The organism is Ideonella sp. A 288, assembly GCF_002198735.1.
Taxonomy (GTDB): domain Bacteria; phylum Pseudomonadota; class Gammaproteobacteria; order Burkholderiales; family Burkholderiaceae_C; genus Pseudaquabacterium.
The window spans coordinates 37,642-52,230 of record NZ_MWLO01000157.1 but is presented as its reverse complement, the minus strand read 5'-3'; the positions used below and the strand labels follow the sequence as shown (position 1 = coordinate 52,230).

The following is a 14,589-nucleotide window of genomic DNA, read 5'->3' as shown; positions in this document are numbered from 1 at the left end:
TTCGGGGAAGGCGGGGTCGGCGGGTGCCGGCGTGGGGGACGGGCAGTCCAGGTGCGGCTGGCAGGGCCGCGCGCGGCGTCATGGTCGGCGGGCGGCGAAGGTGTCCGGGGTGAGCAGCAGCACCTGGTCGTCGCCAGCGCTGGTGGGCAGCCACACCGGCTCGAGTGCCGGGAAGGCACGTTCGAAGTGTTCGCGTTCGTGGCCGATCTCGAGCACCAGCACGGCGCCGTCGTTCAGGTGGCTCGGCGCATCGCGCAGCAGCCGGCGGATGAAGTCCATGCCGTCAGCGCCGCCAGCCAGGGCGAGTGCAGGCTCGGCGCGGTACTCGGCCGGCAGGCGGGCCATCGAGTCGCTGTTGACGTAGGGCGGATTGCACAGCACCAGGTCGTATCGGAGCCCGGCGACCGCGGCCAGGCCGTCGCCCTGCACCAGGCGGATGCGGTCGGCCAGGCCATGGCGCGCGACGTTGAGCCGGGCCACGGCCAGCGCGTCGGCGCTCAGGTCGGCGGCGTCCACGGCCACCTCGGGCCAGGCCATGGCGGCCAGCACCGCCAGGCTGCCGTTGCCGGTGCACAGGTCGAGCACCCGGTGGGTCTGGTCGCTCAGCCAGGCATCGAGCGTGCCGTCGGCCAGCACCTCGGCGATCAGCGATCGCGGCACGATGGCGCGCTCGTCCACGGTGAAGGGCACGCCCTGCAGCCAGGCTTCGCCAGTCAGGTAGGCGGCGGGTCGTCGCGTGGCGATGCGGCGGTCGACCAGTTCGGCCACTGCCGCCATCTGCTGGGGCGACAGCAGGTCGTCGGCGTGATCGTCCAGCGCATGCAGCGGCACGCCCAACCGCCACAGCACCAGCCACGCGGCCTCGTCGTACGCATTGGTGGTGCCATGCCCAAACGAAACGCCCGCCGATTCGAGGCGGGCGCTCATCTGCTCGATGGTGTCGCGCAGGGTCATGGCAGCAGCGCCTCCAGCGTGCGCCGGTAGATGTTCTTCAAGGGTTCGATGTCGGCCACGTTCACGCATTCGTCGATCTTGTGGATGGTGGCGTTGATGGGGCCGAACTCGACGACCTGCTCGCACAGGCGCGCGATGTAGCGGCCATCGCTGGTGCCGCCGGTGGTGGACAGCACGGGCTGCACGCCGGTTTCGGCGGTGATGGCGGCGGCCAGCGCCTCGCTCAGGTGTCCCGGCCGGGTGAGGAAGGGCGAGCCGCCCAGGGTCCAGGCCAGGGTGTACGACAGGCCGTGGCGCTGCAGCACCGCCTCGACCCGGGCCTTCAGCGATTCGGGGGTCGATTCGGTGGAAAAGCGGAAGTTGAAGTCCACCACCGCCTCGCCCGGGATGACGTTCAGCGCCCCCGTACCGGCCTGCAGGTTCGACACCTGCCAGGTGGTGGGCGGAAAGTGCTCGTTGCCGGCGTCCCAGCCGGTGGCGGCCAGTTCGGCCAACGCCGGCGCCAGCTGGTGCACCGGGTTGCGGGCCAATTGCGGGTAGGCCACGTGGCCCTGGATGCCCTGCACCACGAGGCGCGCCGACAGCGAGCCGCGGCGGCCGTTCTTGACCATGTCGCCGAGCCGCTCGACCGAGGTGGGCTCACCGACGATGCAGCAGTCGAGCCGCTGGCCGCGGGCCTGCAGCGCCTCGACGACGCGCACGGTGCCGTCGACCGAGGGGCCTTCCTCGTCGCTGGTGAACAGCAGCGCCAGCGTGCCGGCGTGATCGGGCCGGGCCCGGACGAACTCCTCGGCGGCCACGGTCATCGCGGCGATCGAGGTCTTCATGTCGGCGGCGCCGCGGCCGTAGAGCCGACCGTCGCGGTGGTGCGGCACGAAGGGGTCGCTGGTCCACTGCGCCACCGGGCCCGACGGCACCACGTCGGTGTGGCCGGCCAGCACGACGGTGGGGCCAGGCCGCTGGCCGCGGTGCGTGGCCCACAGGTTGGTGACGCGCGCGCCCTCGGGGCCGCAGGCCATCGTCTCGCAATGGAAGCCCAGCGGCTCGACACGCGCGGCCACCAGCGCCTGGCAGCCGGCGTCGTCGGGCGTGACCGAAGGGCGGGCGATCAGCGCCTCGAGCAGTCGCAGGGTGTCGCCGCTCATTCCTGACGCCTCATTCGGCACGCCCGAAGATGTTGGCCTTGCGCGGCGCGGTGCCCTCGGGGTAGATGTCCACGCTGTACTCGGTGAACACGGCCTGGTCGGACTCTTCCTTGCGGGGCGCGGCGCGGTTGGCCGGCGTGAGATCGTTCTGCAGGCGCCACATCAGGTTGGTCGGCGAATCGGCGTAGGCCAGGCCTTCGTCTCGGCTGACCAGGCCCTCGTTGATGAGACGCGCGATGTCCTGCTCGAAGGTCATCGAGCCTTCGGCCAGCGACTTCTCCATCGCTTCCTTGACGCCGCCGAAGTCGCCCTTCTCGATCATCTCGGCCACCAGCTTGGTGTTGAGCATGACCTCCATCGCCGGCAGGCGGCCGCCGGTGTTGGCGCGCAGCAGGCGCTGCGAGGAGATGGCGCGCAGGCCGGCAGCCAGGTCGCCCAGCAGCACCGGGCGCGCCTCGGGCGTGTAGAACGACAGGATCCGGCCGAGCGCGTGGTAGCTGTTGTTGGCGTGCAGGGTGGCCAGCACCAGGTGGCCCGACAGGGCATAGCTCAGCGCCGCGGTCATGGTCTCGCGGTCGCGGATTTCGCCGATCATGATGCAGTCGGGCGCCTGGCGCAGTGCGTTCTTCAGCGCCACCTGCAGCGAGTTGGTGTCGCGGCCGACCTCGCGCTGGTTGACCACCGACTTCTTGCTGGTGAACAGGTACTCGATCGGCTCCTCGATGGTGAGGATGTGGCCCGCCAGGTTGCGGTTGCGCAGGTCGAGCATGGACGCCAGCGTCGTGCTCTTGCCGGTGCCGGTGGCGCCGACCATCAGGATCAGGCCGCGTTTCTCGAGCACCAGCGTGCCCAGGATATCGGGCACGTTGAGCGAATCGAGCGTCGGGATCACATGCGGGATGTGGCGGAACACCGCGGCGATCGTGCCGCGCTGCTTGAAGGCCGACAGCCGGAAGCTGCCGACCTTGTCGATGCCGACGGCCAGGTTCAGCTCGCAGGTCTCGTCGAGCTCTTCCATCTGGCGGGGCGGCAGCAACTCGGCCAGCAACTGGCGCGGCTGCTGCGGCGAAAGAACCTGGTCGGACAACTGCAGCACCTGGCCGTGGATCTTGATGAGGATCGGCATGTTCGCCGACAGGTACACGTCGGACGCGTGCTTCTCGGCCATCAGCCGGAGCACCTTCTCCATGTTGCCGCTCATGCGATCCCCTCCCGTGGTGAGTACTGCGTGGGGCCGGGGCTCAGGGCCGCAGCAGGTCGTTGATGCTGGTCTTGGCGCGGGTCTGGGCGTCCACCCGCTTGACGATCACCGCGCAGTACAGGTTGTACTTGCCGCCGGCCTTGGGCAGGCTGCCACTCACCACGACCGAACCGCTGGGCACGCGGCCATAGCTCACCTCGTCGGTGTCGCGGTTGTAGATGGGCGTGCTCTGGCCGAGGTACACGCCCATGCCCAGCACCGAGTTCTCCTCGACGATCACGCCTTCCACCACCTCGGAACGGGCACCGATGAAGCAGTTGTCCTCGATGATGGTGGGGTTGGCCTGCAGCGGCTCGAGCACGCCGCCGATGCCGACGCCGCCCGACAGGTGCACGTTCTTGCCGATCTGGGCGCAGGACCCCACGGTGGCCCAGGTGTCGACCATCGTGCCCTCGTCGACGTAGGCACCGATGTTGACGTAGCTGGGCATCAGCACCACGTTCTTCGCGATGTAGCTGCCGCGCCGGGCCACGGCCGGCGGCACCACGCGGATGCCGGTCTCGCGCATCGCTTCTTCGCTGACGTGGGCGAACTTGGTCTCGACCTTGTCGAAGTAGCTCAGGTCGCCGGCGCGGACGACGTGGTTGTCCTTCAGGCGGAAGCTCAGCAGCACGGCCTTCTTGACCCACTGGTTGACGGTCCACTGGCCCACGCCCTGGCGCTCGGCCACGCGCAGGCGCCCGGCGTTGAGGTCGGAGATGACGTGGTCCACCGCGTCGCGGATGGCCGGGTCGGCGGACGCCGGGCCGAGGCTGGCGCGGCCTTCCCAGGCCAGGTCGATGAGGGTCTGCAGTTGCTGGGTCATTGGGTCAGCTCGATGGGGCTTGGGTGGAACGGGTGAATTCGACGATGCGGTGCGCGGCCTCGAGGCATTCCTCGGTGGTGGCCACCAGCGCCATGCGGATGCGGCCGCGGCCAGGGTTGGTGCCATGCGCGTCGCGGGCCAGCAGGCTGCCCGGCAGCACCGCCACATTGTATTGAGCGAGCAACTGGCGGGCGTAAGCAATGTCATCGCCCGGACCGCCCTGGCCCGGCACGGCGGCCCAGAGGTAGAAGCCGGCGTCGGGCAGCCGAACGTCCAGCACGCTGGCCAGCAGCGGCGTCACCTGCGCGAACTTGGCCCGGTACAGCGCGCGGTTGTCGACCACGTGGGCCTCGTCGTTCCAGGCGGCGATGCTGGCCTGCTGCACCAGCGGGCTCATCGCCGAGCCATGGTAGGTGCGGTACAGCAGGAACGCCTTCAGCACCGTGGCGTCACCGGCGACGAAGCCCGATCGCAGGCCTGGCACGTTGCTGCGCTTGGACAGCGAGGTGAAGACCACCAGGTTGCGAAAGTCGCTGCGGCCCAGTTGGACGGCCGCTTCCAGGGCCCCCAGCGGCGGCTCGTCGCGGAAGTAGATCTCGGAATAGCACTCGTCGCTGGCGATCACGAAACCGTGGCGGTCGCTCAGTTCGAACAGGCGCGCCCACTCATCCAGCGGCATCACCGCACCCGACGGGTTGCCTGGCGAGCAGGTGTACAACAACTGGGTGCGCGACCAGGTGGCCTCGTCGATCTGCGACCAGTCGGCGGCGAAGTTGCGTGCCGGGTCGCTGTTGGCGAAGGCGGTGTCGGCCCCGGCCAGCAGCGCGGCGCCTTCGTAGATCTGGTAGAACGGGTTCGGGCAGACGACGGTGGCACCCGCCTTCGTGGCGTCGACCACCGTCTGCGCCAGGGCGAACAGCGCCTCGCGCGAGCCGCACACCGGCAGCACCTGGGTGGCGGGGTCCAGTGCCAGCCCGTAGCGACGCTGCACCCAGCCGGCCATGGCCTCGCGCAGGGCCGGCGTGCCCAGCGTGGGCGGGTAGACCGACAGGCCGGCCATGCCGCCGACCAGTGCCTGGCGCACCAGCTCGGGCGCAGGGTGGCGCGGCTCGCCGATGCCCAGGCTGATCGGCCGCAGCGCCGGGTTCGGGACGATGTCCCGGGTGAGCTGGCGCAGGCGTTCGAAGGGGTAGGGCTGGAGCCGGTCGAGCAGCGGATTCATCGCGCGATTATCGCGGCCGAGGGCCTGGCGCCCGCAGCGCCACCGACGGGCGCGTCAGTCGCCCATCACCACGCCTTCGCGGCGTGGGTCGGCGCCGCCGAACCAGCCTGTCGGCGTGCGCTGGATCGCCTGCAGGCCGCTTGGGAGGTCGACCTCCAGCACCGTGTGGCCGCGCGCCCTCAGCGCATCGACCGTCGACGCCGGGAACCGCCCCCGCTCGAGCAGCGTCGGGCCGTTCAGGCTGCCGAAGTTCGGCAGGTCGATCGCGCGTTGCGCATCGAGCCCCCAGTCGAAGCTGCCGATCAGCGTCTTCGCGACGAAGTGGATGATGGTGGCGCCGCCGGGCGAGCCCAGGCTCATCAGCAGCCGGCCATCGCGGCGGTCGAACACCAGCGTGGGGCTCATGCTCGAGCGGGGCCGCTTGCCGGCCTGCACGCGGTTGGCGATGGGCCGCCCTTGCGCGTCGGCAGGCTCGGGCGAGAAGTCGGTGAGCTGGTTGTTGAGCAGGAAGCCGCCGGGCAGGCCGCTGCCACCGTCGGACAACAGACCGGAGCCCCAGGCGGCCTCGATGGTGGTGGTCATCGCGACGGCGCGGCCGTCGGCGTCGACGATGCTGAGGTGGCTGGTGCCGTGCTCGGGCGATTCCGCGGAGGTGCCGTACGCGACGCGCACAACCGCTGGCGTGCCGGGCCGCGCCGACGTCATCGAGGTCGGGCCGATGAGGCCGGCGCGCTGCCGCAGGTAGTCGGCACCGAGCAGGCTGCGCCAGTCGCCGCCGGGGGGCGCGGTGAAATCGGGGTCGGCGATGTACTGGTTGCGGTCGGCGTAGGCCAGGCGCGCGGCCTCGGTGTAGGTGTGCAGCCAGGCGGCCGAGGGGATGCCGTCCTGCAGCGCCGGCGCTGCCACCGACGCGTGGTCCACGAGGCCGAGGATCTGCATCACCGTCAGGTGGCCCGACGACGGCGGCGGCATGCCGCAGATGCGGTAGCTCGTTTGCCAGTCCGTGCACAGCGGTTCCCGCCGGACGGGTTGGTAAGCCGCGAGGTCTGCGGCCGTCATGCGGCCGGGCAGGGTGGCATGGCCCTGCACCCGGGCCACGATGTCGGCAGCCACCGGCCCGTCGTGCAAGGCGCTGCTGCCCTGGCGGGCGATCGACCGCAGCACCTGGGCCAGCGCCGGGTTGCGCAGCCGATGGTCGATCGGCAGCGGTTGGCCGTCGGGCAGGAAGAAAAAGCGTGCGGCGCGGGCATCCCGTCGCAGGTGATCGGCCGCCTGCAGCATCGTGTGCAGGCGGGCACTGACCGGGAACCCCTGCTCGGCCAGCGCGATCGCCGGCTCGAACAAGGTGGCCCACGGCAGCCGGCCGTGCTGGCGGTGGGCCGCCTCGAGCATGCGCACCGCACCCGGCACGCCCACGGCGCGTCCGCTGGCCACCGCCTGGGGAAGCGGCAGCGGCCGTCCATCGGGGCCCAGCAAGAGCCGCTCGTCGGCGCCCGCCGGGGCCGTTTCGCGCCCGTCCCAGGCCTGCACCTGTTGACCGTCCCAATGCAGCAGGAACGCGCCGCCACCCAGGCCGCTGGACTGCGGTTCGACCAGGGCCAGCACCATCTGCACCGCCACCGCCGCATCGAGCGCCGACCCGCCCGCGCGAAGGATGCGGTCGCCGGCCTCGGTGGCCAGCGGATTGGCCGCGGCGACCGCGAATCGGCGTGTGGCCCAGCCGGGCTTGGCAGTGAGCCCGGATGCCGCCTCGGGCACCGGGGAGGCCGCGGTCGGGGGCTTCACCGCCGGCCCGGCGCAGCCCGACAGCAGGGCCCCGATCAGCCATGCCAGAGGCCCCAGCGCGGCCCGGGCCCGGGCCGGCCTGGGTTGCGGTCGGCTTTGTCCGGCAGCCATGGCCAATCCTTCAGCGGCTGGTGTCGACGAGCGTGCGGCCACGCACCTTGCCGTCGACCAGGTTCGGTGCGTCGTGCACCCAGTCGCCGATCAGGCGGTGCAGCGACTGCAGGCCCTCGGTCAAGGCGGCCGGGCCGGGCTGAAGGATCAGCGGCGACTTGATCTCGTGAAGGCGGCCGTCGCGCACGGCCGGGATCGTGTCCCAGCCCGGCCGGGCCGCCACGCGCTCGGGCCGGAACTTCTTGCCACACCACGAGCCGATGATCAGGTCGGGCGCCGCGCGCACCACCTCCATCGGGTCGGCCACGATGCGGTCGCGGCCCAGCGGCGCCGCGGCTCGCTGCGGGAAGATGTCGTCGCCGCCGGCGATGCCGATCAGTTCGCTCACCCACTGGATGGCGCTGATGGCGGGTTCGTCCCATTCCTCGAAATAGACGCGCGGCCGCCGAGGCCAGGCCGCAGCCGCCCGGCGCACGGCCTCCATCGACTCGGCCAGTTCGGCCGCGTACGCGTCGGCCCGGGCAGCGCAACCCACCAGCGCGCCCAGCCGCCGCACGTAGCCCAGGATGCCGTCGACCGATCGGTGGTTGCTGATCCACACCTCGACGCCAGCGCGGATCAGTGCCGCGGCCACGTCGGCCTGCATGTCGGAGAAGCCGATCGCCAGGTCGGGCCGCAGATCGAGGATGCGGTCGATCTTTGCGCTGGTGAACGCACTGACGCGCGGCTTCTCGTGCCGGGCCCGGGCCGGCCTCACGGTGAACCCGGAGATGCCCACGATGCGGTCGGATTCGCCCAGCGCGTAAAGCACCTCGGTGGGCTCTTCGGTCAGGCAGACGATGCGATGGGGCAGGCCACTCATGCCTGAAGTGTGACACCCGCCCGAACGGCCTTGCCCCGAGGTCGGCCTGTGTCTGCCGTGATACAAGGCCGGGCATCGGTCCGCGTCGGCGGACGCCGCTCACCTGCATGCCACCGATGTTTGCGCGCCAGCCTGTCGTTTCATCTGTCGAGTCCCTCCTGCCGCCCGTGCGGGGCCTCTGCGGATCGCCATGGCAGCCGGGGGTGTTCACGGTGGTCATCGGCGGCGTGCGGTCGAGGTCGGCCCGATGCCCGTCGCCTGTGGGGCCCCGCCCGTGGCCATGAGCGTCGACCGCGTTCCCCCAACACCGACGCCGGACTTCCGTGCGCCCCGCTGGCTGGCCGTGGCCATGGCGGTCTGCGTGGTGGTGGCGGTGTGGATCGCCGGCGCGCGCCAACTGGAGCAGCATTCGGTGCACCTCCATCGCATGGCGCACCACCGCGCCGAGGAGATGCTGCGCCAACGATCCGACTGGCTGGACGATGCGGCCTACCTGAGGGGTCAGGAGACCCTGGCCCGGCGGGTCGAGCGATGGCTGGGCAGCGGCGATCCGGCGGCGCTCGCCGCCCTGGCGGCCGATCTGCAGGACTACTGCCGCAGCCGTCGTTTCACGGGCTGCGCGCTCGTCGATGCCCAGGGCCGGACCTTGGGCACCGGCGTTCTCTACAGTCCGGCGCCGCGGTGGCCGGTGCGGCTGGCCGAACGCCTGGCGGCCGATGCGCCGGGGCTGGCCGGCATGGCCGTCGGCGTGGCCACCTCCACCTGGCAGCCGTGGCTGATCGTGCCGTTGGCGGTGCCTGGCCAGATGCCCCGCATGGCAGCGGTGATGGCGGTGGATGTCTCGACCACCGTGTCGCGCTGGGCCGACGACGAACAGATGGCCGGCGCCCACGTCGACCTCACGCTCTGGGTGCCCGATGCGGATGCGGCCATCGGCATCGGACCTCCGGATGAGAGCACGCGGGTGTTGCAGCAGGTTCGGGTGCCGCTGGCCGACAGCACCGTTCAAGGGCCGGCACTGCTGCGAGACCCGGCAGCGGGCCGTGGCCAGGCGAGCTTCGCCATCGACCATCGCGGGCGCCCCGTGTTGGCCGCCTCGGTCACCGTGGCTGACACCGGTTGGGTCATGACGGCGCAGATGGACCGAGCCGTCGTGCTGCAGCACCTGGCCCGCGACATCGTCGTGACGGGTGGCATGGGCCTGCTCGCCCTGCTCGCGCTGGCCGCGGCACACCGGCAGCGGCAGTCCAGCCTGGCTCTGGGCGCGGCCCTTCGGGAGCAGTCACAGCAACGCGAGCGCATCCAATCGTTGGCCCTGCTGGCGGCGGTCGTCGACAGCAGCCCCGATGCCATCGTGGCCAAGGACCTCGACGGGCGCTTCCTGATCAACAACCGGGTCTCGGCAGCCAAGTCGGGCTATCGACCCGAAGAGATGGTTGGCAAGGGCCCGGAGATCGTCTACCCGCCCGAGCAGGCGGCGATGATCGCGGCGCACGACCGTCAGGTGCTGCAAACCCTGCAGGCCACCACCTTCGAAGAGCATGTCACGGTCGGGGGACGGAACGAGGTGCTCGAATCTGTCCGCGGCCCGCTGCGCGATGCGCAAGGCCGGTTGATCGGCAGTTACGCAATCCTGCGCGATGTCACTGCGCACCGTGCGGCCGATCGCGCGGCGCAGGAAAGCCGGCAGCGGCTCGAACTGGTCGTGGCCAGCGCTGGGCTGGCCATCTGGGATTGGGACCTGCAACGCGCCATCGTGTGCTGGTCGCCCGAAGTGGTGCAATTGGTCGGCGGTGGCGACCCCAGCGGCCTGGCCATCGAACTGCCCGAATCCGAAGCCGAGCAGCACATTCACCCGGAGGACCGGGCGCGCGTGGTCCAGGCCCTCGAGCGCACGGCGAAAGAGGGTGAACCGTTTGCGCAGGAGTACCGCGTCGTGCGCCACGACGGCACCGCAGTGTGGGTGGCCGATCGGGCCGCGCTGGTGCGCGACGGGCAGGGTCGGCCGCTGCGCGTGATCGGCGCGCTGCAAGACCTCACCCCCCGCCGTCGACTCGAACAGGAGCAGGAGCAGGAGCGTGTGCGGCGGCGGTTCTTCTTCGACATGTCGAACTTCGGTGTCGTCGTCATCGACGCCGACGGTCGACTGGTCGAAGCCAATGCAAGCTTTGCACGTCTCATCGGGCGGAAGTTGGACGAACTCCGCGACCTGCACCTCTGGGACTGGGACATCGACCACCCCCGCGAGCGCGCGCTCGAGTTCACGACACGCACCGAGCCCGAGCAGCAGACCTTCGAATCGCATTGGCGGCGGCCGGACGGCTCGGTGATCGATGCCGAACTCAACATCAACCGGGTGCTGCTCGATGGCCGCCGCCTCATCTTCGGCATCTGCCGGGACGTGACTGCGCGCAAGCAGTCCGAACAGGCCCTTCGGTCGCTGAATGCGCTGGTCGTGGCCGTCAGCAACTCGGTGCTCGACCAGTTGGCCGTGCTGGATGCCGCCGGGACGGTGGTGCGGGTCAACGAGGCGTGGCTGCGCTTCGTGGGGTTCGCCGGGCAGACGAACGACCGCGATCCACTGCGCTGTGGTGTCGGCACCGGCTACGCCCAGGTGTGGGCGGTGGCCGAACATGTGACGACGCCAGACCGTTCGGCCATTGCGCATGGCATTGGCGAGGTGGTGGCCGGTCGGCTGGAACTCTATTCGGTCGAGTTTGCGTGGCAGGGCGATGCCGCGCGGCGCTGGTTCCGCATGACCGTGACACCGCTGCACGGCACCTCGGGTGGCGCTGTGGTGGCCCATGCCGACGTGACCGACCGTCATCATGCCGACGAAGCCCTGCGCGCCAGCGAGGCGCGTTACAGGTCGATGGTCGATTCGCTCAGCGAGGGCGTGTTGCTGTTCGATCGATCGGGGCTGATGCGCGGCGCCAATCGGGCGGCCGAACGCATCCTGCGGCTCGACATGGCCCCCATCGCCAGGGGCATCGGCAGTTCGTTGGACGAGTGGCCGATCGTCGGCGAGGATGGTCGGGCGCTGCGGCTGTCGCAGACGCCTCTGGCCCGCACGCTGGCCACCGGCGAGCCCTGTCACGACGTGGTGCTCGGCAATGCCACGCCGGGCTTGCCGATGACCTGGCTCTTGGTCAACGCCGAGCCGGTGATCGACAGCATTGGCGGCCAGGTCACCGGAGCCGTGGTGTCGTGCACCGACATCACGCAGCGCCACGCCGCCGAGCAACTGCTGCGCAAGCTCTCGCTCGCCGTGGAGCAGAGCCCTGCGGCGATCGTCATCATGGACCTGGACGGGCGCATCGAGTACGCCAACGATGCCTTCGAGCGCATCAGCGGATGGAGTCGACAGGACGTCATCGGTCGCATCGATCCATTGATCGTCGTGCCTGGCAGCGGGCAGTCCGCCGCGCCCGGGGACGATGCGGCAGTCAGCGGATTGCAGGCGGTGCTCCGATCCCTGCGCGCCGACCCACGGTCGTGGTCGGGCGAACTCGCGTCGTTGCGGCGGGATGGCAGGCCCTATGACCAGCGCGTGAGCATCACGCCCCTTCGCCAGGCGGACGGGCAGGTGACGCATTTCGTCGCGATCGAGGAGGACATCACCGACCGCAAGCGAGACGAGGCGGAACTCGAGCAGTACCGCCGTGGGCTCGAAGAGGCGGTGGTCGATCGCACACGCGAACTGAGGCACGCCATGCGGGCCCGCGAGGACAGCGAGCGGTTCCTGAGATCCATCACGGACAACCTGCCCAATTTCGTGTCGTACTGGGGTCGGGACGGTCGCTGCCACTATGCCAACGCAGGCTATCTCGACCTCTACGGCATGAGCATGGACGAGATGCGGCGGATCACGCAGCGCGAACTGCTCAGCGCCGAACTGCACGAGGAGAACGAGGCCAGGGTGATCCGGGTGCTCGCGGGTGAACCACAGCAGTACGAGCGCGTGCGCATGCTGCACGGCCGCAAGGTGCATCTGTGGGTGCAGTTCGTGCCGGACCAGTCGGCCGGTGAGGTGCGGGGCTACTTCGTGCTGGGCACGGACATCACCGTGATGAAGTCGGCAGAGCACGACCTGCAGGCGCTCAACGAGCAACTGGTGCAGGCGCGCGACCGTGCCGAGGCGGCCAACCGCGCCAAGAGCGCCTTCCTGGCCAACATCAGCCACGAGATTCGCACGCCGATGAACGCCATCATCGGCCTGACCCACCTGATGCAGCGCGACAGCCGCGATGCCGTGCAGACCGATCGACTGGGCAAGGTGTCCCAGGCGGCCCAGCACCTGCTCGATGTCATCAACGACGTGCTCGACCTGTCCAAGATCGAATCCGGCAAGCTGCGCCTCGAACACACCGCGTTCAGTCTGGCCACGGTGCTGTCCCGCACCAGCGTGCTGGTGGGCGAGCGGGCGCGGGCGAAGGGGCTCGAACTCGTCGTCGACGCCGACCCCGAACTGCCGCGGCACGTGCGCGGCGACCCGACCCGGGTGTCGCAGGCCCTGTTGAACCTGGCCTCCAACGCGGTGAAGTTCACCGAACGCGGCACGGTGGTGCTGCGCGTGAGGCAGTTCCACAGCGATGCCAGCCGCATCGGCCTGAGGTTCGAGGTGCGTGACACCGGCATCGGCATCCCCAAGGACAAGCTCGACAGCCTGTTCAGCGTCTTCGAACAAGCCGACAGCACCATGACCCGCCGTTTCGGCGGCACCGGCCTGGGCCTGGCCATCACCCGGCGACTGGCGCAGTTGATGGGGGGCGAGGTCGGGGTCAGCAGTCGGGTGGGCGAAGGCAGCGAATTCTGGCTCACCGGCTGGTTCGAGCTCGAGCCCGAGGAGCAGCATGCCGCGGGCCCACCGGCATCGCCGTCCGAGGCCCGGGTGCTGCTCATCGACGACCTGGCCGACGCCCGCGAGGCGATCGTTGCCATGGTGCGGCACCTGGGTGTGCACATCGATGCGGCTTCCTCGGCGGCCGAGGCGGCCGAGTTCCTGGCCGAGGCCCGCGCGGCCCGACGACCCTATGCATTGCTGATGGTCGACTGGCCGATGCCCGCGCTCGAACGCCTGGATGCCGTGCGGCAGCTTCGCCTGGCGATGGGCGGACCAACCCCCCGGCTCGCACTGCTGACCATCGGGGACGACGCGCAGCTGCGAGAACTCGCCCACGAGGCCGGCATCGACGCACTGCTGCCCAAACCCTTGCTGGCAGACGAACTGAGCCGTGCACTGGCACCGCTGCTGCGGGCCGACGGGGCGGCAGTCGCCCCGTCGCCGCCGGTCGAGCGGCGGGCCGAAGGGTCGCGGCGGCGCAGCTTCCGCGGTGTCCACGTGCTGCTGGCCGAGGACAACCTGATCAACCAGGAGGTGGCCCTCGAAGTGCTCACTGCCGCCGGCCTGAACGTCGACCTGGCCGTCGATGGGCGAGAGGCCATCGAGCGGGCCCGGGCCAGCGAGTACGACTTGATTCTGATGGACGTTCAGATGCCGGAAGTGGATGGCCTGCAGGCTGCAGCGGCGGTGCGCCGCATGCCCAGGCACGCCAACACGCCGATCGTGGCGATGACGGCCAATGCGTTCGGTGATGACCGCGCGGCCTGTCTCGCCGCGGGCATGAACGACCACATCGCCAAGCCAGTGGATATTCGGGTGCTCTTCGAAACCCTGGGCCGTTGGGTGCCGGTCAAGCCGTCGGTGGCCGCGGCGCCGGCGGGCGCAGGCGTGCCGCGCCTGCCGGTCGGCGGCACGGACGACAGCCGGTTCGACGGCATTGCGGGTCTGCAGGTGCGCGGGACCTTGCTGTACGTGCCCGGTCGCGACGACATCCTCGAACGGGTGCTTCGGCAGTTCTGCCAGACCTATCGCGACGGATTGCCGGCGCTGATGCTGCACCTGTCCCGCGGCGAGGCTGCGGCTGCGCAGCGGCTGGTGCATGCCCTGCGCGGGGCCTGCGGCGCGGTGGGCGCCAACGAACTGCAAGCCCTGGCCTGGTCGCTCGACAAGGCGTTGCGCGGGCTGGACGACGACGACACCGCCACGGCCGAACTCGCCGGCGAGGGCGCCGCCCTGCAGGAGGCCCTGATGACCCTGGTGCAGGCCATCGAGGCCCGTCTGTCCGTGCCACCGCAGCCCCAGGTGGGCGCCGATGCCCTGGTCCGCCTGAACGAAGCCTTGGCGGCCTTGCGGCAGATGCTCGAGATCGGAGACTACCGGGCCGCAGAACGCTACAACGAGGTCGACCCGTTGATCCGCCATGCGTTCGGCGCTGCGGCGGCGCGCACCCTCGAACGTGCCGTGCGCGCACACGACCACGGCGCGGCACTGCAGGCACTGGAGCGGCTGCAAGCGCGGACGACCACCTGATGCCCAGCCAATCGACCGGCGACGGGTGGCCTGCTGCGGCGCTTGGCCCGCCGCGCGCGGGCAAGCTGCCC

8 protein-coding genes are annotated in these 14,589 nt (G+C 70.5%); 1 reads left to right on the top strand and 7 read right to left on the bottom strand.

Annotated elements, in window-relative coordinates:
- Nucleotides 1-78: 78 nt before the first annotated feature.
- Genes prmB through EOINJALH_RS28770 form a run of 7 tightly spaced genes read right to left on the bottom strand, consistent with a single transcriptional unit; the run spans nt 79 to nt 8,145 of the window.
- Entirely contained in the window at nt 79-954 is an 876-nt protein-coding gene (gene prmB, locus EOINJALH_RS28800; protein ID WP_088286745.1) for a 50S ribosomal protein L3 N(5)-glutamine methyltransferase, read from the bottom strand.
- Nucleotides 951-2,099, bottom strand: coding sequence for a succinyl-diaminopimelate desuccinylase (gene dapE / locus EOINJALH_RS28795; protein WP_088286743.1), 1,149 nt, complete (start codon nt 2,097-2,099; stop codon nt 951-953). The genes prmB and dapE overlap by 4 nt, the downstream gene beginning before the upstream one ends.
- A 10-nt stretch (nt 2,100-2,109) precedes the next feature.
- Nucleotides 2,110-3,300 carry a PilT/PilU family type 4a pilus ATPase gene (locus EOINJALH_RS28790; protein ID WP_088286742.1) on the bottom strand — a complete coding sequence of 397 codons (1,191 nt, stop codon included), beginning with the start codon at nt 3,298-3,300 and terminating at the stop codon, nt 2,110-2,112.
- 40 nt (nt 3,301-3,340) lie between these two features.
- On the bottom strand, nt 3,341-4,165 hold the full coding sequence (dapD, locus tag EOINJALH_RS28785; RefSeq protein WP_088286740.1) for a 2,3,4,5-tetrahydropyridine-2,6-dicarboxylate N-succinyltransferase: 825 nt from the start codon (nt 4,163-4,165) through the stop codon (nt 3,341-3,343).
- A 4-nt stretch (nt 4,166-4,169) separates the two neighbouring features.
- The gene (gene dapC / locus EOINJALH_RS28780) at nt 4,170-5,387 is read right to left on the bottom strand and encodes a succinyldiaminopimelate transaminase (RefSeq protein WP_088286739.1); all 1,218 of its coding nucleotides are present in this window, start codon (nt 5,385-5,387) and stop codon (nt 4,170-4,172) included.
- Between the two features lie 54 nt (nt 5,388-5,441).
- Nucleotides 5,442-7,283: a gamma-glutamyltransferase family protein gene (locus EOINJALH_RS28775; RefSeq protein ID WP_088286737.1), complete on the bottom strand. Its 1,842-nt coding sequence runs from the start codon at nt 7,281-7,283 to the stop codon at nt 5,442-5,444.
- 10 nt (nt 7,284-7,293) lie between these two features.
- Nucleotides 7,294-8,145, bottom strand: a complete 852-nt coding sequence (locus tag EOINJALH_RS28770) for an ABC transporter substrate-binding protein (protein WP_088286735.1) — start codon at nt 8,143-8,145, stop codon at nt 7,294-7,296.
- Nucleotides 8,146-8,425: 280 nt separating this feature from the next.
- Here EOINJALH_RS28770 and EOINJALH_RS28765 point away from each other — a divergent pair, with 280 nt between their 5' ends.
- Nucleotides 8,426-14,518 carry a PAS domain S-box protein gene (locus EOINJALH_RS28765; RefSeq protein ID WP_158219936.1) on the top strand — a complete coding sequence of 2,031 codons (6,093 nt, stop codon included), beginning with the start codon at nt 8,426-8,428 and terminating at the stop codon, nt 14,516-14,518.
- The last annotated feature ends 71 nt before the right edge of the window (nt 14,519-14,589 follow it).